Annotated in this window: 17 protein-coding genes; 11 read left to right on the forward strand and 6 right to left on the reverse strand. The window is 59.1% G+C overall.

Going from position 1 to position 21,936, the window contains the following annotated elements; genetic code table 11:
• Positions 1-12 precede the first annotated feature (12 nt).
• On the forward strand, positions 13-1,860 hold the full coding sequence (locus tag M017_RS0123470; protein ID WP_031500671.1) for a CHASE2 domain-containing protein: 1,848 nt from the start codon (positions 13-15) through the stop codon (positions 1,858-1,860).
• A complete protein-coding gene (locus M017_RS0123475; RefSeq protein ID WP_031500672.1) occupies positions 1,829-3,163 on the forward strand; it encodes a sigma-54-dependent transcriptional regulator in 1,335 nt (444 codons plus the stop codon). The genes M017_RS0123470 and M017_RS0123475 overlap by 32 nt, the downstream gene beginning before the upstream one ends.
• Here M017_RS0123475 and M017_RS0123480 read toward each other — a convergent pair.
• From M017_RS0123480 to M017_RS28245, 3 genes are all read right to left on the reverse strand, one after another.
• Complete coding sequence (locus M017_RS0123480; RefSeq protein ID WP_051670784.1) at positions 3,160-4,128, reverse strand: VWA domain-containing protein; 969 nt, start codon at positions 4,126-4,128, stop codon at positions 3,160-3,162. The two genes, M017_RS0123475 and M017_RS0123480, sit on opposite strands and share 4 nt — an antisense overlap.
• Before the next feature lie 120 nt (positions 4,129-4,248).
• Positions 4,249-5,658, reverse strand: coding sequence for a DUF1501 domain-containing protein (locus M017_RS0123485; protein ID WP_031500674.1), 1,410 nt, complete (start codon positions 5,656-5,658; stop codon positions 4,249-4,251).
• A gap of 9 nt (positions 5,659-5,667) precedes the next feature.
• On the reverse strand, positions 5,668-8,700 hold the full coding sequence (locus tag M017_RS28245; RefSeq protein ID WP_051670785.1) for a DUF1553 domain-containing protein: 3,033 nt from the start codon (positions 8,698-8,700) through the stop codon (positions 5,668-5,670).
• A gap of 25 nt (positions 8,701-8,725) precedes the next feature.
• On the opposite strand from M017_RS28245, the gene M017_RS0123500 reads away from it, so the two are divergent.
• A complete protein-coding gene (locus M017_RS0123500; RefSeq protein ID WP_051670786.1) occupies positions 8,726-10,213 on the forward strand; it encodes a serine hydrolase domain-containing protein in 1,488 nt (495 codons plus the stop codon).
• Here the strand turns inward: M017_RS0123500 and M017_RS0123505 are convergent.
• Entirely contained in the window at positions 10,210-11,112 is a 903-nt protein-coding gene (locus M017_RS0123505) for a dihydrodipicolinate synthase family protein (RefSeq protein ID WP_031500676.1), read from the reverse strand. The genes M017_RS0123500 and M017_RS0123505 overlap by 4 nt on opposite strands.
• Before the next feature lie 339 nt (positions 11,113-11,451).
• On the opposite strand from M017_RS0123505, the gene ilvB reads away from it, so the two are divergent.
• The 4 genes from ilvB to cimA are packed head-to-tail and all read left to right on the forward strand — an operon-like array spanning position 11,452 to position 16,429.
• Positions 11,452-13,212 carry a biosynthetic-type acetolactate synthase large subunit gene (gene ilvB, locus M017_RS0123515; RefSeq protein WP_051670787.1) on the forward strand — a complete coding sequence of 587 codons (1,761 nt, stop codon included), beginning with the start codon at positions 11,452-11,454 and terminating at the stop codon, positions 13,210-13,212.
• Between the two features lie 14 nt (positions 13,213-13,226).
• Positions 13,227-13,784, forward strand: coding sequence for an acetolactate synthase small subunit (gene ilvN, locus M017_RS0123520; RefSeq protein ID WP_031500679.1), 558 nt, complete (start codon positions 13,227-13,229; stop codon positions 13,782-13,784).
• Positions 13,785-14,804 (forward strand): ketol-acid reductoisomerase, encoded by a 1,020-nt coding sequence (gene ilvC, locus M017_RS0123525; protein ID WP_031500680.1) that lies wholly within the window; start codon positions 13,785-13,787, stop codon positions 14,802-14,804. It begins immediately after the preceding gene.
• 11 nt (positions 14,805-14,815) lie between these two features.
• Entirely contained in the window at positions 14,816-16,429 is a 1,614-nt protein-coding gene (gene cimA, locus M017_RS0123530) for a citramalate synthase (RefSeq protein ID WP_031500681.1), read from the forward strand.
• Between the two features lie 200 nt (positions 16,430-16,629).
• On the opposite strand, the gene M017_RS27080 is transcribed toward cimA, so the two are convergent.
• Complete coding sequence (locus M017_RS27080; RefSeq protein WP_080508122.1) at positions 16,630-17,406, reverse strand: alpha/beta hydrolase; 777 nt, start codon at positions 17,404-17,406, stop codon at positions 16,630-16,632.
• A 76-nt stretch (positions 17,407-17,482) separates the two neighbouring features.
• Between M017_RS27080 and M017_RS0123540 the strand changes: the two genes are divergently transcribed.
• The gene (locus M017_RS0123540; RefSeq protein WP_031500682.1) at positions 17,483-18,034 is read left to right on the forward strand and encodes a hypothetical protein; all 552 of its coding nucleotides are present in this window, start codon (positions 17,483-17,485) and stop codon (positions 18,032-18,034) included.
• The gene (locus M017_RS0123545) at positions 18,031-18,978 is read left to right on the forward strand and encodes a quinone oxidoreductase family protein (protein ID WP_031500683.1); all 948 of its coding nucleotides are present in this window, start codon (positions 18,031-18,033) and stop codon (positions 18,976-18,978) included. Before M017_RS0123540 ends, M017_RS0123545 begins: the two co-directional genes overlap by 4 nt.
• Here M017_RS0123545 and queA read toward each other — a convergent pair.
• Positions 18,967-19,947: a tRNA preQ1(34) S-adenosylmethionine ribosyltransferase-isomerase QueA gene (gene queA, locus M017_RS0123550; RefSeq protein ID WP_031500684.1), complete on the reverse strand. Its 981-nt coding sequence runs from the start codon at positions 19,945-19,947 to the stop codon at positions 18,967-18,969. The genes M017_RS0123545 and queA overlap by 12 nt on opposite strands.
• A gap of 15 nt (positions 19,948-19,962) precedes the next feature.
• Between queA and tsaD the strand changes: the two genes are divergently transcribed.
• Both tsaD and M017_RS0123560 read left to right on the forward strand, forming a co-directional pair.
• The gene (gene tsaD, locus M017_RS0123555) at positions 19,963-21,003 is read left to right on the forward strand and encodes a tRNA (adenosine(37)-N6)-threonylcarbamoyltransferase complex transferase subunit TsaD (protein WP_031500685.1); all 1,041 of its coding nucleotides are present in this window, start codon (positions 19,963-19,965) and stop codon (positions 21,001-21,003) included.
• Between the two features lie 20 nt (positions 21,004-21,023).
• Positions 21,024-21,854, forward strand: a complete 831-nt coding sequence (locus M017_RS0123560) for a sugar phosphate isomerase/epimerase family protein (protein ID WP_031500686.1) — start codon at positions 21,024-21,026, stop codon at positions 21,852-21,854.
• Positions 21,855-21,936 lie beyond the last annotated feature (82 nt).

The following is a 21,936-nucleotide window of genomic DNA, read 5'->3' on the forward strand; positions in this document are numbered from 1 at the left end:
GCGCGCAGGCAGTTGGGATATCTGGGCGGGCTGCTGAGCGTTTGCTTCGCGGTGGCGCTGCTCTTTGGTTGGTCGCAGGCGGCTTCGCAATTGGATGGCCAGGCCTATGACTGGCTGTTTTCTGTCAATCAGCCGGAGAACTGGAAGCCCAAGGCGATGCTGCTGGCCATTGATGAGGGCAGCCTCATTGAGATTGGCGGTGCTCGTCATCTGCGGCAAGCGCTGGCCGATGCACTCGACGAAGTGTGTGCGGCCAAGCCGCTGGCGATCGCAGTCGACTTGATGCTTTCGACGACCGAGGAACCGAAGAGCGATCAGGCGCTGGAACGTGCGTTCCAAAAGTGTCCGAGCGTTGTGCTGGGCACCGACATCATGCGCGATGGCTTGCAATGGGAAGAGCCGACGGCCGCATTCCGCAAAGTGGCTGCGTCCTTGGGACACGTGCATGCCGATCCGGACCCGGTGAGCCGGCGGATTCCGCTGGAGAAGGCTGTGGCGGCCAGGCGGTATTGGGCTTTGGCGCTGGAGGCGTTTCGGCTGTCGCGGCAGTCGGGGCCGATCCTCGAAACTCCGGAGGACTTGGAAGTGGGGATGACGAAGGTGCCTGCGGCGCGGCCGACGGCGCGTAGTGTCTATATTCGCTATGCACCGGCTCCAATTCCGCAAGTGAGCTTGAAGGAATTGCGTAAGAACCCTGCCTCGGCACTCTTGTTTAGCGGCAAAGTGGTCTTTGTCGGGTATACCGACCAGAGTTCCGCTCGCGACCGCCTGATGACGCCGATGGGGCATCTGATGACCGGTGTCGAGATCCACGCGAATCTGTTTGAGACGCTGCAACAAGGGGTGTTTCTCGAAGATGCGCCAGTGAGTTTTCCGGTGCTGTTGACCTTGATTGCCGTTGTGGGCGCGGGGCTGATCTTTGTGTTTCTGAGCGGGTCGATTGCCTGGGTGTCAGCCGCCGCGTGGCTGGTGTTGATTCATTTTGTGCCGCAGTGGTTGTTCTGGGACAATCTGTTTCTGCGGCCGACCATGCCACTGACCGGTGTCTGGCTGGCGACGATTGCATCGGCGAGCTTCCATTACTTTGTGATTCGCCGGCAGTGGAAGAAGAGCGAAGCGGACAAGAATCGCTACCAGCAGGCGATCCATTTTGTGACGCACGAGATGAAGACTCCGCTGACGGCGATCCAGGGGTCGAGCGAGATCATGAGCCGCTACAAGCTCAACGAAGACAAGCAGAAGCAGATTGCGCAGATGATTCATGCCGAGTCGAAAAGATTGGCGAGCATGATCCAAACTTTCCTCGATGTGGAACGTCTTGCGGAAGGTGAGATTGAGCTCAAGCGCGAGGTGTTTGGGTTGAACGATGTGTTGCTGGCGGCGCTGGACCGGGCGCGGGTGCTGGCCGAGAAGAAAGAGATGGCGATGAGCGTGGGCGCGATTCCGGCGGGGCAGTTGCGAGGCGATAAGGAGCTTCTGGAGTATGCGATTTATAATCTGTTAAATAACGCCGTGAAGTATTCCCCCGAATCGACTGGCATTGAATGCAATTGCGTGGTGGAGAGCGGTAAGGTGAAGATCGCGATCCGCGATCATGGCATGGGCATGGAGCCGCAGGATCTGAAGAAGATTTTTGATCGATTCTATCGCTCCAAGCGCGCAGAGGAGAGCGGGATTTCGGGCACTGGAATCGGCTTGAGTATTGTGAATGAGATCGTGCAGCAACATGAGGGACGGATCGACGTGGAGAGCGAATTGGGCGTTGGAAGTGTATTTACGGTAATTCTGCCTTTTCGGCCAAGTGCTTCGGTAGACTCGGAAGTAGGGAATGCCAATCAGCGCACCACTATTGCTCGTTGAAGACGATACGAGCGTCCGGAATACACTTCTCACGTTTCTTGATCTGGAAGGCTACAAGGTGGAAGCCGTCTCAAGCACGCGTGCGGCCATGGAGAAGCTGCTGCATGCGGCCTATCCGATTGTGATCAGCGATATCTATCTGGACGAGCGGACTGGGCTCGACGTGCTGCGTGCGGCCAAGGAAGCAAGCAGCGAGTGCCGCGTGATCCTGATGAGCGCGCGCGGGAGCATGGAGACCGTGATGGCCGCTACTCGCGGCGGCGCCTTTGAGTATTTGGCGAAGCCGTTTGAACTGGATGAGTTACTGAACGCAATCCAGAAGGCGGAACTTGAAATCGAGGGAGCGGCGAATCAGGATCGGGAGACCGATATCGATGATTTGCCCGAGACCGAGATGATCGGTAGCTCGACCAAGATGATCGAGATCTATAAGACACTCAGCCAGGTGGCGCCGACCGATGCGACGGTGTTGATCACGGGCGAGACCGGAACCGGGAAGGAACTGGTGGCGCGCATGATCCATACGAATTCGAAGCGTGTGATCGGTCCCTTTGTTCCGGTGGACTGTGGCGGCATTGCGCCGTCGCTGCTCGAGAGCGAGTTGTTTGGCGCGATGAAGGGGAGCTATACGGGAGCCGATCGCGACCGCGTGGGTGTGTTTGAGGCAGCCAATAAGGGCACTGTATTTCTTGATGAAATCGGTGAGATTGACCCGGCTTTCCAATTGAAGTTATTACGTTTTCTGCAAGAGCGGGAGATCCGGCCAGTGGGCTCGAACCGGGCGAAGACCGTCGATGTGCGGGTGGTTGCGGCGACCAATCGCGACCTGCAGAAGATGGTGGAGGAAGGGAAGTTTCGCGAAGACCTCTGGTTCCGCCTGAACGTCGTGCGGATTCCATTGCCTTCGCTGCGGGATCGGCGGAGCGATATCGCGCTGCTGTCGCACTTCTTTCTACGGAAGTACAACGAGCGCTACGAACTGAATGCCATCTTGACCGCGAGCGGGCAAAAGGCGCTCAGCGAGTTTGCCTGGCCGGGCAATGTGCGGCAGTTGCAGCATACGGTGGAACGCTTGGTGATTCTGGCGCCGGGTGGGCGCATTGACGCTGAAGCAGTGGAGGATGCACTGCGCGATTCCGACCAGGAAGATACTGCTGTGACGGAGAGCCTGCGCGATACTGAGCGGGAACAGATTCTGAAGGTGCTCGAAGCAACCAGCCAGAACAAGAGCCGCGCGGCAAAGATTCTGGGCATCGAACGCAAGACGCTGTATCGCAAGCTGGAGCGGATGGGCCTGCTTTAGGACTGGCGCGGGAAGTAGCCGGTCTTGTGCCGGAAGCTGAGTTGGGGGATCTTCGAGCGGATGCGGATCTTGCGGAAGCTCGCGTCGTCGCTAGGCTGATTGCTGGTGTAGGCCAGATCGTAGGTGGCTCGCAGCATGGCCGAGATCTGGGTGAATGCTTCCTTGAGGTGCTTGTCTTCGGCGGCGTCGAAATCGAGACCACCAGTCTCTTGGGCGAGCCGCTTCATGACGGAGCGTCCGTACTTGTTCCTGGCCGTTACCACTTTGTCTTTGCGGAGCTCGGTGTAGCGGAGCGCAAAGATGGTGGCGCTATATTCTTGCGCTGCTTCGATCGCATCCATGAGATTGTGCGCGCTCGAGTTTTCTTCACCGTCCGAGAGCAGGATGATCGCGCGGCGTCCTTCCTGGTTGGCCATCTCTTTTGCCGTATGGAAGATCGCGTCGTAGAAGGCCGTGCCGCCGTGGCGCAGCTCTTGCGGGCCGAGGCGCGGGAGCTGTGAGACGTTCTTCGCCTTCTGGTAGTCCTCAAGCGCATCGTCGAGATAGTCGGCCTGATGGTGGAAGGGCGAGGCGAGACGTACCGAGTTGCCGAAGCAGACGAGCATGGCCTGATCGCGCGGGGTGAGGACGGTTTTGAGGAAATGGTGCAGGTCGCGACGGTGGTCCTTGAGGAACTTCTGCTGGGAGCCGGAGATGTCGGCGATGATGGCGATGCTCAGGGGCGAATCGGAGGCACGGGAGAAGAAGGCGATCTTCTGCGGGGCGCCGTCTTCGGTGACTTCGAGGTCGTTCGCTGTGAGAGTCTGCACCCATTGGCCGCGCGCGTCACGAGCGGTGAAGGGGACATTCACCAGATTGACGTCCACCTTGATGGCGTCTTGCGCGCTCAAAAGCAGCGGAGTGAACAGAAAGTTTCGACGGAGCATGCCAAGATCAGTACGCTTGAGCGCCGGGATCGGTGGCATGCGAGTTCACCTTAAATGGAACCTGGGTACACGTGACTGCAGTAGCGCCAGTCGCTCACGAGCTGGTCGTCGAGAATTGTCGTTGGCTGTTGTTCCACAGTGTTGTTCCGGCGAGGACCGTTAGGCAAGGATCCCTTTGACGACTTCGCCGTGCACGTCCGTCAGCCGGAAGTTGCGGCCGGCGTACTTGTAGGTGAGCTTGAGATGGTCCAGCCCAAGCAGGTGCAGGATGGTCGCGTGGAGGTCGTGGAAGTGGACCTTGTTCTCCACCGCGTAATAGCCGTAGTCGTCGGTAGAGCCGTAGCTGAGACCGGGCTTCACGCCGCCGCCTGCCATCCACATGGTGAAGGCCTCGGGGTTGTGATCGCGGCCGTCTGAACCTTGCGCCGTCGGGGTGCGGCCAAACTCGCCACCCCAGAGCACGAGCGTGTCCTTGAGGAGCCCGCGAGTCTTGAGGTCGTGGAGCAGCGCGGCGATTGGTTTGTCGACTTCAGCGGCGTTCTGTTCGTGATCACGCTTGAGGTGTTCATGCTGGTCCCACTTGTAGGTGTGGCTGACCTGGACGAAGCGCACTCCCTTCTCTGAGAAGCGGCGGGCCATCAGGCATTGGCGGCCGAAGTCTTCGGTGAGCGGATTGTCGAGGCCGTACATCTTCTTGGTGGCCTCCGATTCGTTGCTGAGGTCCTGCAGATCGGGCGCCTCGGCCTGCATGCGGAAGGCGAGTTCAAAGGATTCGATGCGGCCTTCGAGAGCGCGGTCGGGTCCAGTCATCTCCAACTGCTTGCGGTTGAGAATCTGGCTGTAGTCGATCTCGTGGCGCTGGATTTCGCGGGGCGTCTCTTTGTTCGAGATGAAGGGAATGCGTGCGTCCTTGGCCGCGATGCCGACCGAGCCGATCGCGGTGCCCGCGTAGGGCGCAGGCAGGAAGGCGGAGCCGAAGTTGTTCGCGCCGCCATGCGACTGGGTGGGGCAGATGGTGAGGAAGCCGGGCATCGACGAGTTCTCGGTGCCGAGTCCGTAGGTGATCCAGGAACCCATGCTCGGGCGGACGAAGGTGTCAGAGCCGGTGTGGAGTTCCAGCAGCGCGCCGCCGTGGCGCGAGTTCGAGCCGTACATCGATTTCACGATGCAGAGGTCGTCGACGCACTTGGCGATCTCTGGAAACAAGCTGCTGACCCAGGCGCCGCTTTGGCCATACTGCTTGAAGCTCCAGGGCGATTGCAGCAGATTGAAGGTTTCGCTTGAGACAACCTTGGGACGTGCAAAGGGCAGCGGTTTGCCGTGGTCGCGCTTGAGCAGCGGCTTGTAATCGAAGGTATCGACTTGCGAGGGGCCACCGTGCATGAACAGGAAAATCACTCGCTTTGCTTTCGCTGGAAAGTGCGGCGCGCGCGGATCGAGCGGTCCACGCTTTTCTTCCGCGCCGAGCAGACCGGCGAGTGCGAGACTGCCGAAGCCGGCGCTTGAGACCTGCAGCAGATCGCGACGGGAAAGAGTCTTGTTGAGATGTGCGTTCCAGTGTGGGTTCATGGGCTCGACCTAGTTCAGATAGATGAATTCGTTGGTTGCCAGGAGTGACTTGCAGAAGCTTTGCCAAGCCTTGGCGTTGTCGCCTTTCCAGTCCTTCTCGATGCTGCCGAGGAAGGTGAGGGCCTGGTCGATCTCCTGTGCTGTCGGAGGACGGGACAGTGCCCGTTCATAAGCTTGGCGGATGCGGCCCTGGTTGTCGAGGGTCTGGTCGGCCAGCAGGGAGTCTGCCATCTTGCGGCTGTGGATGAGGATGACGGAGCTGTTCATCATGAACAGCGCTTGCGGGGCGACGACGGTGGCGTCGCGATCGCCATTGGACATGGTGGGGTCGGGAAGATCGAAGGCCGAGAATACCTCGTACATCGAACTGCGGACGACCGGCACGTAGACGGAGCGGATGGGGCGATCGTAGTCGACAGAGCCGCCCTTCGAGGTATTGGCGACATAGGCGCGATCTTTGTAATCGAGGATGGTGCCGCCCATCTTGGTGGTAAGTTCGCCCGAGCTGGACATCACGCCGTCGCGGATGGCTTCTGCCTCGAGACGGCGGCGCGGGAAGCGCCAGAGCAGGACATTCTCGGGGTCGGCTTCGTTTGCCTTCGCGTCGAGGGTGCTGCTCATCTGATAGGCGTTGGTGAGCATCATCTCGCGGTGCATGGCCTTGATCGACCACTTATTTTCGATGAAACGCAGCGCGAGGTAATCGAGCAAGGGCTGGTTGGTTGGGGCTTCGCCGAGGCGGCCAAAGTTATCGACGCTGGGGACAATACCACGGCCAAAATGATTGCGCCAGATGCGGTTGACCATCACGCGGCTGGTGAGCGGATGATCGGGTTGGGTGAGCCATTGAGCCAACTGGAGCCGGCCGCTGGTCTTGTCGCCGATCTCGGGCAGCTTCTTGCCATCAATGACGCTGAGGAAGTGGCGGGGCACGGTTTCGCCGAGAGTCCAGTGGCTGCCGCGGGTGTGGATTTGGGTGTCGGCGATCTGGTCGCCTTCGGTGACGCCCATCGCCTTCGGGAAGTCGGGCGTTGCTTTCTCGAGAGTTTTTAGCTCTTCGTCGAAGACCTTCAGCTTGGCTTTGGCAGCTTCGCTGTAATAGCGGCGGGCATTGGCCGGCGCGCGGAAGGGACCGAACTTCTCTTCAAGAAAAGCTAGCAGCGGCTTGAGTGCGGCGTTGTCCTTGTCGCGAAGCGCTTGCTGGAATTTCGACTCGTACTGTGCGGCCAGAGCTGGCGTTTTCTCCTTGGTTTCCCATTCATAGAGGGCAGAGGCTGGCGCGCCTTGCGAGCGGTCGAAGAAGTCCATCAGTTGTTCGAGAATCGTCGGGTTCACCTTGTGCAGCGCTGCGATCTGGACGGGGGTGAGCGGCGTCTCTTTAGCCGTGTGAGGGGACAGGAGGAGCTTGTCGAATTTGGGGAACTTGCTGGCATGCTCCATGCGGATGGTGTTCTTCCCACGCTGGAGTTGGACAATCGCGAGATAGGTCCAGCCTGGCGTCTCGGGCGACGCGGCGCGATTCTGCACTGGAGGCAGACCTTGCAACACCCAAGTGCCGTTCACGAAAATGTCGGCAGTGCCAGCGCCTCGTTCCTGGTCGAGAATATCCAACTGGTATTGGCCCGCTTTCGGTATATCAAAGCTAAAGTCGATGGTCTTGCCGTCGTTCTTGGGCGGTGAGGCGAGAGAGATTCCTTGGGAGCTGGTTTCGACAGGAGCGATCCGGATTTCCTGGTCGTGCTGCAGACGAGCCGATGCCAGCAGATACGCACCGACATGGTTCTTGGCATCGTTGGTGAGCGTGTCGTTCTCGCTTTTGGTGATGGCGGAGATCTCTTTCCGTTTGGCTTCGATTTTCGCTTCGTGCGCCGCCAACTGATCGCGCTGTTCTTTGGGCGCGAGGACGTATTCGTGCCACTTGGCAACCACCTTGAAGTTCTCCATGGTCTTCGACGATTTGAAGATGCCCGCCATGCCGTAGTAGTCGGCGGTGGGGATCGGGTCGAACTTGTGATCGTGGCAGCGGGCACAACCGACAGTCATGCCCATGAAGGCACGCGCCGTGGTGTCGAGTTGCTCGTCGACAATATCCATCTCCATCTTTTTCGGGTCGTCTTCAGCGAGCATCTTGGCGCCAAGACTCAGGAAACCGGTGGCGGTCCAGCGCTCGAATGTGGTCTGCAGGTCGGAGCTTTCGGGTAGCAGATCACCAGCAAGTTGCTCGGTGAGGAATTGATCGTAGGGCTTGTCTTTGTTGAAGGCGGCGATGACGTAGTCGCGATAGCGGAAGGCGTTCTTGTAGACCAGGTTCTCGTCGAGACCGTTCGAATCGGCATAGCGGGCGACGTCGAGCCAATGGCGGCCCCAGCGCTCGCCGTAGCGGGGTGAGGCGAGCAGGCGGTCGATCAGATTCGGGTAGGCTTGCGGGCTGTTGTCGGCGAGGAAGGACTGGACTTCGACTGGCGTGGGCGGGAGTCCGATCAGATCATAAGTGGCGCGGCGGATGAGGGTTCGTTTGTCGGCGGGAGGGGCAGGGGAGAGACCTTTCGCCTCGAGTGATTTTAAGAGAAAGGCATCGATCGGCGACTTCGCCCAGGTGGCGTTCTTCAACTCCGGAGTCTTCGGCATCGTGGGCTTGATGAAGGCCCAGTAAGTCTTCGGTGCCGCGCTGGTGGTGAGAGGATTCCCCCAGGGCGCACCCATCTCAATCCATTGGGCAAGCATGGCGAGATCGGCGTCCTTCATCTTCGGGCCGGGCGGCATTTTCAAGGCGCCGGCCGTGTGTAATACAGCTTTGAGCAGCAGGCTTTCGGCAGGATTGCCGGGGGTGATGGAGGGGCCGCGCGAGCCACCCTTGAGCACCATCTCACGCGTGTCGAGACGCAGGCTCCCCATGATCGGCTGACTGGTGGCGGAGTGGCATGCCAGACACTGCTTCACCAGGATGGGACGGATGTTTTTTTCAAAGAAAGCAGGGCCATCGACTTGGCTGAAGGCAGGGAGGATTCCGGCGAGGATGCAAAGGAGGGGACGCCCCAACATTACGAAACTTTATCATGATAGGGAAATGCGCGCACTCCTCCTCTTTGCTCTCGTCACGGCCCTGACTGCTCAAACACCACAGTTTTTGAACCCGCAGCGAAAGGCGCTTCTTGCCAGCTCGTACCCGGAAATCGACAAGGTCTTTCAGAAGTTTTTTGAAGAGAAGCAAGTGCCCGGAATGGTCTATGGCCTGATCATCGACGGTGAGTTAGTACGGACGAAATCCTTTGGCGTGCGCGAACTGGGCAGCAAGGAGCCCGTGACGGCAGAGACGGCTTTCCGCATTGCTTCGATGTCAAAGAGCTTTACAGCGCTGGCGATCTTGAAGCTGCGGGATGCCGGGAAGCTGTCGCTGGACGATCTGGTGTCGAAGTGGATTCCCGAGACGGCGAACTGGAAGTATCCAACGCGCGATTCCGCACCGCTGCGCGTGCGGCAATTACTGACGCATAGCGCCGGTTTTCCAGAAGATAATCCCTGGGGCGACCGGCAGTTGGCAATTTCGGATGCGGAGATGACGAGGTGGCTGGAGGCCGGGATTCCGTTTTCGACGCCACCCGATAGCGGCTATGAGTATTCGAATTACGGCTTTGCGATGCTGGGACGAATTGTCGCCAAGGCAAGTGGCAAGACTTATGAGGAGTACCTGCAGAAGGAAATCCTGCAACCGCTCGGTTTGCAATCCACCTGGGTGGAACCGCGCCTGGTGCCGCCGCAACGGCGCGCCTTCGGTTATGGCAAGCGGAATGAGAAGTACTTTGAGATTCCATCGCTGGCGCATGGCGCCTTCGGTCCGATGGGTGGGCTGGTGACCGATGTACGCGATCTGGCGAAGTATGTCGCCTATCAGTTGAGTGCCGAGCCGCCACGTGACGATATGGACAATGGTCCCGTCAAGCGGTCAAGCATGCGGGAGATGCAACGTATCTGGCGCGCGAATGGATCGGGTGGTTATGGTTATGGCTTGGGCATCAGTTCCAGTTGCCGCTTCGACAAGATTGTCTCGCATGGCGGAGGGCTGCCCGGCTTTGGCTCCTACATGATGTGGCTTCCGGAGTATGGTGTGGGCATGGTGGCGATGGCCAACCTCACCTATACGAGTGGAGCGCAGGCGATTCGTGAGGCTTTTGAGGTATTGGCGAAGACAGGTGGCCTTGAGCCGCGCGTGTTGCCCGCCTCGCCCGTGTTGCTGTCGACACAATCCTCTTTGCTGGGGCTTTGGAATCGTTGGAGCGATGCGGGGATGGATGCCATTGCTGCGGACAACCTGTTTCTTGATAAGCCGCGTGGGATCTACCAGAGTGAGATGGAAGAGTTGAAGGGGAAGTTTACGAACTGCAGTGCGGGGGCCTTGAAGCCAGAGAATTGGCTGCGCGGTACTTTTCCGTTGGAATGCAAGGAGGGCAAGGTCGGTGTGACCTTTACGCTTGCTCCCACCAATCCACCGAAGCTGCAGGCACTTCGTTTTGTTCCCAATCCGGAAGTGCCTGCAGCGAAGAGTTGTGCGCCCTAGGGCTTTGCGTGGCGGAAGAGATTGGCCAGCTTGAGGAGCTCGGCCTTGTGATCTTCGCGAACGGCGCAAAGGGGAGGACGCGCCGGGCCAGCCGGAATGTCCAGCAATTCCATGAGTTCCTTCATGACCGAGACTTCATAGCCGCGCAGCTTGTCACGCAAGCTGTAGAGCGGGTGGACATACTCGAACATGATCTGATTCAGACGGGTGAAGTTCTGTGTCTGGCCTGCTTCGGCAATGGCGAGCGCGATGGCAGGGCTGATGTTCGAGATGGAACTGGTGAAGGCCTGGACGCCGATGGACCAGTAGCCGCCGGCGCAATCGTCGCCCAAGCCGCCGACCCAGGCGAGGCGGTCGCCGAGCTTGGCCATGATGCGCTGGTACATGCGAATGTTGCCCTGCCCGTCTTTCCAGATCTGGAGCGTGGGGACCGCATCGGCCAGGCGTGCTACCTGGTCGGGCGTGAAGGCCGCCCAGTCGCGGGAATAGAGCGAGAGCGGCAGACCGGTCGCGTTGGCAATCGCTTTGTAGTAATCGATCCAGCCATGCTCCGGCGCATTGATGTAATAAGGTGGCATGACCAGCAGCGCATCGGCGCCGGCCTTCTCCATGCGGCGGGCCATGTCGGCGCCAATGGCGGCGTTGTAGCCCACGCCGGCGACAACGGGCATGCGGCTTTGAGTTGCTTTGACAGCAACCTCGACCACCTGCACGGACTCATCGGGAGTCATCGAATAGATTTCGCCCGTGCCCCCGGCGGCGACGATGGCGCAGTAGGGATGATGCGTCATGGCATCGACGTTCTTTTCGAGGGAGTCAAGGTCGAGAGTCAGGTCTCGGTTGAAAGGCGTGACGGGGAAACCGAAGACGCCGCGGAGTTTTTCACGTAGTTGCGACATGGATGCTCTGGAATCCCTTATCCTATCGCGATGGCGGGAAGCGAGATCGCGAAATCTACCGATTAAGCGAATTTATGCAGAATGGATCTTGCATTTGCGCAACTTTTGCCTTAGACTCCAAAGTATGACAAACAACCTGAGCAACCTCCGTAATCAGCGGCTTGCCCTTGTTCCGATTGTCATTACCATCATTGGCGTACTTATCGTAGGGGTTGGGGTCGTACAAGTTCCCTTCGTTCCCGCCTAAGCGGCCTTCGGAATCAAACATTCAAGGGCCACTGGCGGGGAAACAAAACCGGCCAGTGGCCCTTTTCATTGCAGCGAGGAGTTTTTTGATTTATGGCTTCCACCACTACTACCCAGCCGATCGCAGCTGGCACTCTGTTGAGCGGATCGCAGATCCTGCTCGAGTGTCTCCGCCGCGAAGGCGTCGACTTGATTTTTGGCTATCCCGGCGGCGTGACGCTTCCGTTCTATGACGCGATGTACGATCACGAGATCCAACACGTCCTCGTACGCCATGAGCAGAACGCTGCCTTTGCTGCGCAAGGTTATTCACGCGCGACAGGAAAAGTAGGTGTTTGCTGCGCCACCTCCGGACCTGGAGCCATGAACCTTGTTACGGGTCTTGTGGACGCGATGATGGATTCGATTCCGGTGGTAGCGATCACGGGTCAGGTGACCTCGAAGCTGATCGGCACCGATGCGTTCCAGGAAGCGGATACCTTTGGCATCACGCGGCCTGCGACGAAGCACAACTTCATGGTGAAGCATGTCAGCGAATTGCCGCGCATCATCCATGAGGCGTTTTATCTGGCTTCGACGGGCCGGCCGGGGCCGGTACTGGTCGATATCCCGAAGGACATCTTCCAGGCTTCCTCGCACTACCAGCCGGTCGATTCGATCCACCTGCCTGGCTACAAGCTTTATACGGAAGGCCACACCGGCCAGATCCGCCGCGCCGCCCAGATGATCTGGGAGTCGGAGCGTCCGATGGTCTACGCCGGCGGCGGCATCATTCACTCCCACGCTCATGATGAGTTGAAGGAACTGGTGGAGCTGGCTGACCTGCCGACGGTCAACACGTTGATGGGCCTGGGCGCGCTGCCCGGCAATCATCGCAACTTCATCTCCATGCCCGGCATGCACGGATCCTATGCCGCAAACATGGGCATGTACAACACGGACCTGATCATTGCTCTCGGTGTCCGCTTTGATGATCGTGTGACGGGCCGCCTGGCTGCCTTTGCGCCGCATGCGAAGGTGATCCATGTCGACATCGACCCGAGTGAGATCTCAAAGATCCGCAACGCCGAACTCCCCATTGTGGGCGATGCGAAGAAGGTCCTGCAGAAGCTGAACCGCGTGATGCGTGAACTCGAACCCGAGATGCGCGCGCTCAAGTCGAACCAGCGCGCCGAATGGTGGAACACCATCCGCGGCTGGATGGAAGAACATCCGCTGAAGCACGAGTTCTCGATCGATCAGATCAAGCCGCAGCACCTGATGGCGGAAATCAATCGCATCTCAAACGGCGAAGCGATTGTCACCACCGACGTTGGCCAGCACCAGATGTGGGCCGCGCAGTTGATCCGCTACGATCATCCGCGCCTCTGGATCAATTCGGGTGGCTTGGGCACGATGGGCTTTGGCCTGCCGAGCGCGATTGGCGCGCAGATGGCTTGCCCGGACAAGCTGGTGTTTACGATCTGCGGTGACGGCGGCTTCCAGATGTCGATCCCCGAGTTTGCAACCATCGCCAACCATAAGCTGCCGATCAAGATCATCGTCATGAACAATGGCTATCTCGGCATGGTGCGCCAGTGGCAGGAACTGTTCTACAACAATCGTTTGAGCCAGGTGACGCTCGACAGCTTCCCGGATGCGACGATGCTGGCCGGCGCCTATGGCTTCAAGGGCCGCACGATCGACAAGCCGGAAGAACTCCGCGCTGCGCTTGAAGAGGCGGTGAATGAGCCCGGTCCGTACTTCCTGAACGTACGCGTGACCCCGACCGAGAACGTCTACCCGATGGTTCCGGCTGGTGGGGCAATCAACGAGATGGTGCTGACTCCGCCGCAGCCGGTTGCGGTGGCCTAGTAAGGAAATTACCCATGTTGCAAACTTTATCTTTGTTGCTCGAGAACAAGCCCGGCGCGCTGATGCGCGTGGTGGGTGTGCTCGCGGCTCGTAATTACAACGTGGAAAGCCTAACGGTCGCACGCACGATCGACGAAACGCTTTCCCGCATGACGATCGTTGTGGACGTGGAATCGAAAGTTCGCGCCCAAGTGGTCAAGCAGTTGAATAAGCTGGTAAATGTACTCCAGGCGCAGGACCTGACCGAAGAGCGCAGTGTCGCTCGCGAGATGGTGTTGCTACGGGTGCGGGCTGAGATGGCGAACCGGACTGCGATCCTCAAGGAAGCGGAAATCTTCCAGGCGCGCGTGGTCGATTCGAGCGTCGAAGGTTTCGCGATCGAGTGCACGGGTGACCCCGAAAAGCTGGATGAATTTGTTGATTTGATGCGTAGCTACGGAGAGATCGAAGTGACCCGTAGCGGTTTGGTGGCGGTAACGCTCGAACCGAAGAAACTGCGCCTCGCCTCGCCCGTCCCGATGGGTGCGGCCGAAGAAGAAGAAGAACAACAGGAAAGAGTACTGAGCAAGTAAATGCCAAATCGCTACTACGAAAAAGACGGCAATCTCGGCCTTCTGCAAGACAAGACTATTGGAATTGTAGGCTACGGTAGCCAGGGACACGCCCATGCGTTGAACCTGCGTGACTCCGGCCTCAATGTGGTCGTGGGCCTCTATGAGGGTTCGAAGAGCTGGGCCAAGGCCGAAGCAGCCGGCTTGAAGGTGATGACGGTTGCTGACGCCACCAAGGCGAGCGACTTCCTCATGATCCTGGTGAGCGATCACATCCAGGCCGACATCTATGAGAAGGAAATCAAGCCGAACCTGACCCCGGGCAAGACCCTGATGTTTGCGCACGGCTTCAACATCCACTTCGGCTTCATCACGCCGCCCGAGGGTGTGGACATCACGATGGTGGCCCCCAAGGCTCCTGGCCATCGCGTTCGCGAACTGTACACGGAAGGCGTGGGCGTACCCGCACTCGTTGCCATCCACCAGAACGCGACCGGCAAGGCTCTCGAGAATTCTCTCGCCTATGCCCTCGGCCTCGGCTGTCTGAAGGCTGGCGTGATCGAGACCACCTTCAAGGAAGAAACCGAGAGCGATCTGTTCGGTGAGCAGGCTGTCCTTTGCGGCGGCGTCAGCGAACTGATCAACGCTGGTTTTGAAACGCTGGTAGACGCTGGTTATGCTCCCGAAATCGCTTACTTCGAGTGCCTGCACGAGCTGAAGCTGATCGTCGACCTCATCTATGAGGGCGGCCTGGGCTACATGCGCTACTCGGTGTCTGACACTGCCGAATATGGCGACTACGTCACTGGCCCGCGCATCATCACCGACGCCACCCGCGCCGAGATGAAGAAGGTTCTGAGCGAAATCCAGAGCGGTCACTTTGCCCGCACCTGGATGGCAGAGAACAAGGCTGGCCGTGAGAAGTTCCTCGCCATGCGTAAGGCTGGAGCCAACACGCGCATCGAAACGGTGGGCAAAGAACTCCGTGAGATGATGACCTTCCTCAAGAAGAAGAAAGAAGTCGGCGTACCGCAAGAATAGCCGAAACCAATATGAGAATCCTTACCTTCGATACGACCCTCCGTGACGGGACCCAAGGGGAAAACGTCAGCTACAGTGTGGACGACAAGCTCTCGATTGCGATGAAACTCGACGATCTGGGCATTGACTACATTGAGGGCGGATGGCCGGGTTCGAACCCGAAGGATAAGGAATTCTTCGCGCGCGCCAAAGGCCTCAAGCTGCATCATGCACGTATGACGGCCTTTGGTTCGACGCGATTGGCCCGCAACCCCGTTGAGAAGGATGCCAGCGTGAATGCGCTTGTCGAGGCAGAGACTCCCGCTGTCGCCATCTTTGGCAAGAGCTGGGATCTGCATGTGCACCGTGCGCTGGGTATCACTGAGGATGAGAATCTCAAGCTGATCAGCGAAACGGTTGCTTACCTGAAGAAGTTTGGCCGTGAAGTGATTTACGACGCCGAACACTGGTTTGACGGGTTCAAGGCGAACCCGAGCTATGCGCTCCAGACGCTGGAGGCCGCAGCAAAGGCAGGCGCCGATGCGCTGGTGCTTTGCGATACGAACGGTGGCACGCTGCCGCATCAGTTGGCTGAGATTGTGCTCGAGGTGCGCAAGCGTTTTGACAAGATTGTCGGCATCCATTGCCACAATGATTCCGATGTCGCCGTGGCCAATACGCTCGCGGCGGTGGAATGCGGCGCAACTCATGTGCAGGGTTGCATGAATGGCTATGGCGAACGCTGCGGCAATGCGAATCTGGCCAGCGTGATCGCCAATTTGGAATTGAAGCTGGGTCATACCACGATCGGTGTCGAGAAGTTGGGACAGCTGACGCAGGTGTGCCGTTATCTGGCGGAGCTTGCGAATCTGCCGCTTGCCAACAACCAACCCTATGTCGGCAAGAGCGCCTTTGCTCATAAGGGCGGCGTGCATGTCAGCGCGATCCTGAAGGATTCCTCCACCTACGAACACATTGACCCGAAGGCAACTGGCAATCGCCAGCGTGTGCTGCTCAGCGATCTGAGCGGTCGCGGCAATATCATCTACAAGCTCGAAGAGCGTGGGCTTGGCGAGAAGCTTTCGCCAGAGGCGCGCCGGGAACTGCTCGAGCGCATCAAGGATCTGGAGTACGAAGGTTACGACTTGGAGGCTGCTGAAGGCACCTTCGAGTTGCTGGTGCGGGAAGCCCTGCGTCCGAGTGCGCATCTGTTCGATGTGACGAACTATGAAGTGGCGACGCGTTCGACGCCCTCTGGCAAGTCGGCAACGACGGCGAGCGTCATCATCAAGATGATGGATGGCGAGACGTTGTCCGCCTCTGCTTTGGGAGACGGCCCGGTGAATTCGCTTGACCTGTCGCTGCGGCAGTGCCTGAGCCACCGCTATCCGGAGATCGCACAGGTTCGCCTCACCGATTACAAGGTGCGTGTACTCGATTCGAAACCGGGAACGGCCTCGAAGGTACGTGTGCTGGTGGAGTGGAGCGACTTCAAGCGCAGCTGGGCCACCGTGGGTGTCAGCGAGAACATCATCGAAGCGAGTTTCAAAGCGATGTGCGACGCGCTGCGGCTTGAACTGATGCGCCTGCATGACTCGACCGAAGACCTCGATGCCGCGCTGAAGGACTATAGCTGGGGCGTCTGAGCAGCGCTATCGTGGAGACTCCGCCTGCGGCGCAGGAAAACGTTGCTCGAATTTTCAAAATGTCGCCCGAACGCGTCGCGTGGCGGAACGCGCTTGCGGAATCGATTTCCGGCCGGAATGATAGCGGGTTCAGAAACTTTGAATCATCCCCGGGTCTTTGCAGGATTGGTGTATCTCGCGGGCAGACTCTGGGCCCGCCATCAAGTCAAGCGCCGCTCGAGCCACGCGTAAGCTTGTTGCCGTACTGCCGGCGGAAAGTCATGCTCGCAATCGGGGTGTTCCACCTGAATGCCGGGATGTTTGGAATCGCGCACCGCATCGTCGACGCCTAAGGCATCGAAGTTCGCATCGTGCAGTGGCGCATTCACAAAGATGGGGCGAGGAGAGATCTCGGCCAAGACATCCTTGAAATCGAAGGGCATGGTTTCCGGTGTTTTCTCCGCCATCCGGGGCATGTAGCCTTTGTGCGACCAGCCCTTCAGATTGCCGCCATAGTATTTGGCAAAGCTGGTAAAGCCACAGCTCGTAATCACGGCGCGAATCCGCTTGTCGAAGGCCGCCGCAAACAGCGAATTGTGACCTCCCAGCGAATGGCCGCAAACGGCGATCTTCTTCGCATCGACATAGGACAAATGCGAGAGCAGACTGACGGCTCGCATGTGATTGACGATGCCTTTCATTGTGGCGCTGACGAAGCCATTCGCGTAAGGATCGAAAGTGTACTCGCCGAAGTTCGGATAGTCTGGCGCAAGCGTCACAAAGCCGCGCAGTGCGAGTTCGCGGGCATAGTGGAGATTCGCTTTGCCGCCAAGCCCGGCCGGCTCATCCTTGCCGATTTTGGTGGTCTGGTGCAGACAGAGTACGGCCGCTCGCTTTGCTTCGATACGCGGGGGAAGCAGCAACCAGGCGGGCACGCCTTCAAATCGAATGTGCCGCCGGAGAAGGCCGCCATCCACGATTTCCTCTTGCGTTTCCACCGCAGGGGCGCTTGGGGAAGGATAGGCAGCGGCCCCATGATTTCCTGCATACGGTCAAGGATCATATCCTAGTAGTTTGCAGCTATTCTTCTCAAAGAGCATCCCGGATCTGACAAATGTCGTTCTCGTCGAGAGCGGCCCGCGGAGCCTCTACGACAACTACATCGGCCATCTGTACGAACAGTACGGAGACCAGATCCGCATCAACCTGGTGACTTGTTATGCGGGGAAGCCAGAAGGCTTTCGTGAGTCCAACGGCAAGATTTACCGGGTGCAGGACTATCGCGGCTGGGACGGCGCCAAGCGCATGGCGGAAGAACTGCGCACCCAAGGCCCCACTATACTCGGAATCCTCTGCGCGGGTGTGCCCGTCATGTCGAAGTGGAAGTGGCTGCTGACCGCAGCATTGCCATCGAAGGTCTTCGTCATGAATGAGAATGGCGATTATTTCTGGGCCGATTACACGAACTGGAAGATCATCCTGCACTTCATGGCCTTCCGTGCGGGAATGTCCGGCGAGGGTGGCGTCTGGCTCCCCTTGCGTATGTTGGTCTTTCCGTTCGGGATGGCCTACTTTGCCGCCTACGCAGCCTGGCTGCACGGGAGAAGATGGTTGAGGAATATATGAAAGCAATTTTGATTCATCAGACGGGTGGACCGGAGCAGTTGCAGCTTGGCGAAACTGCGCTTCCCAAACTGGGGCCGAAGCAGGTGCTGGTGAAGATCGCCGTCAGTGGCGTCAACTTCATCGACACTTACCATCGCACCGGTTTGTACCACCAGCCAACTCCTTTCATTCCCGGAATGGAAGCCGCTGGCACAATTGAGGCCTTGGGTGAAGAGGTCAGCGGTCTGCAGGTGGGGCAGCGGGTCGCCTACGCGATGAACATCGGTTCGTACGCGGAATATGCCGTGATCCCGGCCTGGCAGGCCGTACCGGTTCCCGATGCGGTGAGCCTGGAGAACGCGGCAGCCGTGATGTTGCAGGGAATGACGGCGCACTATCTCTCCCATTCGACGTGGAAGCTCGAAGCCGGGCAGACCTGCGTGGTCCACGCCTGCAGCGGCGGCGTCGGGTTGATCCTCACCCAGCTTGCGAAGAAGATTGGGGCGAAGGTGATCGGGACAACGAGTGCCCAGCCGGGATCGGTGAAGTACGAGTTGGCTCAGAAGGCAGGTGCAGACGAGATCTACAGTTACGAGAACTTTAAGCCCAAGGGGGTCGACGTCGTCTATGATGGCGTGGGCGCGGCCACCTTCCAGGCCGGTCTCAATGCCTTGCGTCCACGCGGGATGATGGTCACCTTCGGCAATGCGAGTGGTCCCGTACCGGATGTCAGCCCTCTGGTGTTGAGCCAGAAGGGGAGCCTGTTCCTCACCCGGCCCACGCTGGCTCACTACGCGGCAACTCGGGACGAGTTGCTTTGGCGCAGCGGCGATCTGTTCCGCTGGATCGCCGACGGGTCACTTTGGCTGCACATCGAGAAGATCTACCCAATGGCGGAGGCGGCCGAGGCGCATCGGGATCTCGAGAGCCGCAAGACCAGCGGCAAACTCCTGCTAAAGAATTAACATACAGTCGCCATAGCTGAAGAAGCGATAGCGTGTGGCGATCGCATGGGCGTAAGCGCGCATCGTGAGGTCATGGCCGGCAAAGGCTGCGACCAGCATGATGAGGCTCGAATCGGGCAGGTGAAAGTTTGTCAACAGTGCGCCCACGGCCTGGAACTGGTAACCCGGACGAATGAAGATATCGGTTTCGCCAGAGCCTGCGTCCATCGTGGTTTCGATGGTGCGGGCGCTGGTAGTGCCAATCGCCACCCGGCGCTGAGCCGCCTTCAGGATAGCGGAGGACTCCGGCGAGATCTCGTAGAATTCGCGATGCAGCTTGCCCGTGCGGAGGCTTTCTTCGCTCAAGGGCTGGAAGGTGCCGAGGCCGACATGGAGCGTCACCTCGGCGACAGGAACGGCTGCGGCGGCCAGGATTTCGGGCGTAAAGTGGAGCCCGGCCGTGGGGGCGGCGGCTGCGCCGACATGCTTCGAGAAGACGGTCTGGTAGCGCTCGCGATCAGACGCCTCATCCGGGCGATCGATGTAGGGGGGGAGCGGCATGTGGCCGATGCGGTTCAATTCCGCTTCGACATCGTCACAACCCGAGAGCTGCAGAATCCGTTCTCCCATCTCCAGGTGTTCGACAATCGTGGCCTTCAGATTCTCGGAAAGCAGCACCTCCTGGCCCACTCGCAATTTCTTCCCAGGGCGGACAAGGGCGCGCCAGCGCTGTTCGCCCAGATGCCGCAGCAGAAAAATCTCGATCTTACCGGTATGTCCAGGCCGCACGCCAAATAAGCGCGCCGGAATGACGCGGGTGTTATTGAGCACCAGGCAATCGCCGGGTCGCAGGTACTTAGGGAAATTTGCGAAAACGTCGTCAGTAAAGCTCTGTGTCGCCCGGTCTAGAACCAGCATGCGGGACGCGGAGCGCTCCGGCAGCGGTTGGCGGGCAATCAGCTCATTGGGTAGGTCGAAATGAAAGGTCACGGTTAAACTGAAGGTTTGAGAATCCTTGGCATTGAATCTTCCTGCGACGAGACAGCAGCCGCAGTGGTCGAAGATGGCAAAACGATCCTGTCTTCCAGCGTAGCGTCCCAGATGGACGTTCACCAAAAGTATGGCGGCGTTGTTCCGGAATTGGCCAGCCGCGAGCACGTGCGCGCCATCGTTCCTGTCGTGCGTGAGGCGCTTGGGGAGCTTGAGATTGACGCGATCGCGGTGACGCAGGGTCCAGGCCTTCTCGGGAGCCTTCTGGTGGGCGTCACCTATGCGAAAGCCCTCGCGATGGCCAAGGGATTGCCGCTCATTGGCGTGCACCATCTCGAAGGCCATATCGAGGCTGCCTTGCTGGGCGTGGAGCTCGAGTATCCTGCCTTGGCGCTGGTGGCCAGCGGCGGTCATACGCACCTTTTTGAGTGCCTGAGTCCGGGTGCGTACCGACTGGAGGGCAAGACGCGTGACGATGCCGCAGGCGAGGCTTACGATAAGGTCGCAAAGCTACTGGGTTTCGGTTATCCAGGAGGTCCTGTCCTCGACGCGCTGGCGCAGCATGGCAATCCCCGTGCGGTGCGCTTTACTTCGCCGCGGATGAAAGGCAATGATTCCGACTTCAGCTTTAGCGGCCTCAAGACGGCGATGCTGCGCTGGACGGAGGCCCGGGACGTCTCCGCCGCCATCGCAACCAGGAAGGGCTTACGGAACGCCTCCATTGAGGACTGGCTGCAGCTGACCGATCAGGAGACACTCGACGTCATTGCCAGCTTCCAGCACACCGTCATTGAGGAGTTGCTGAACCGGGCAGGGAAGGCCGCGGAACGCATCGGCGCCAAAGCCCTGGTGATCAGCGGCGGCGTGGCGGCGAATCGCGGCTTGCGGCGGGCCGTTGAACTCCGCAAGTGGCCGATGCCCGTTTACTTTCCAGCAACGAAATGGAGTACGGACAACGGCGTCATGATTGCGTTGGCTGGCTACGCACGCTGGAAGCGTGGGGGCATCTCTGACCTGTCCCTGCAACCCAAAGCCAACCTTCCGCTCCAAGGATGAGATAGGATCAACAGACAGATATGGATCGTAGAAGTTTTCTTGCGGCAGCAGCCGCCACCACTCTTGCACAGGGCGCGACAAAACCAGTTGTTGGCCTCGAACTCTACAGCGTACGCAATGAACTGGCCAAGGACCTGCCTGGCACCCTCAGCGCTGTGGCGAAGATGGGCTATGAAGGAGTAGAGTTCTTCGGCCCCTATGCAGACTGGAAGCCCGAGTATGCCAAAGAAGTCAAGAAGCAGCTCGATGATCTCGGGATGCCCTGCTTGTCGGCCCACACGGGAGTCAAGTACTTTACGCCGCCCGAACTTGCTCGCGTCATCGAACTGAACGTCATTCTGGGCAGCAAGTACATGATCATGTCCAGCGCTGGCCGTGTCACCGACATCGACGGCTGGAAGGGGATCGCCACCACCTTGAACGCCGCGGCCGAACAGCTTCGGAAGATCGGCAAGGGAACCGGCTTCCACAACCATGCCGTGGAATGGAAGGCCATTGGCGGCGTTCGCCCGATGGATGTATTGGCGGCAGAGACTGCCAAGGACGTCGTATTGCAACTCGACGTCGGTACCGCCATTGAGTCCAACGTCGATCCTGTCGATTGGATCAAGAAGAATCCTGGCCGCATCAAGAGCATGCACATGAAGGATTGGAAGAGCGGCATGGCTACGCCCCATGAAGGCTACCGTGTCCTGCTTGGGGACGGCGATGCAAAGTGGAAAGACATCGTGGCTGCCGCCCGCGCCAAGGGTGGAGTGGAACATCTTCTGGTCGAGCAGGAAGGCAGTGCGCTGCCACCCCTCGAAACCGCTAAGAAGTGCCTCGAGAATTATAAGCGCATCGTTGGCTAGCTCTTCCACCGGTAGCAGGTCCTGAGCGAGACCATTGCCTTTTGAGTGCGCGCAAGCGGCGGGGTGCTATGGCCGTGTCTGG

The sequence above is a fragment of the Bryobacter aggregatus MPL3 genome, from assembly GCF_000702445.1.
Taxonomy (GTDB): Bacteria; Acidobacteriota; Terriglobia; order Bryobacterales; family Bryobacteraceae; genus Bryobacter; species Bryobacter aggregatus.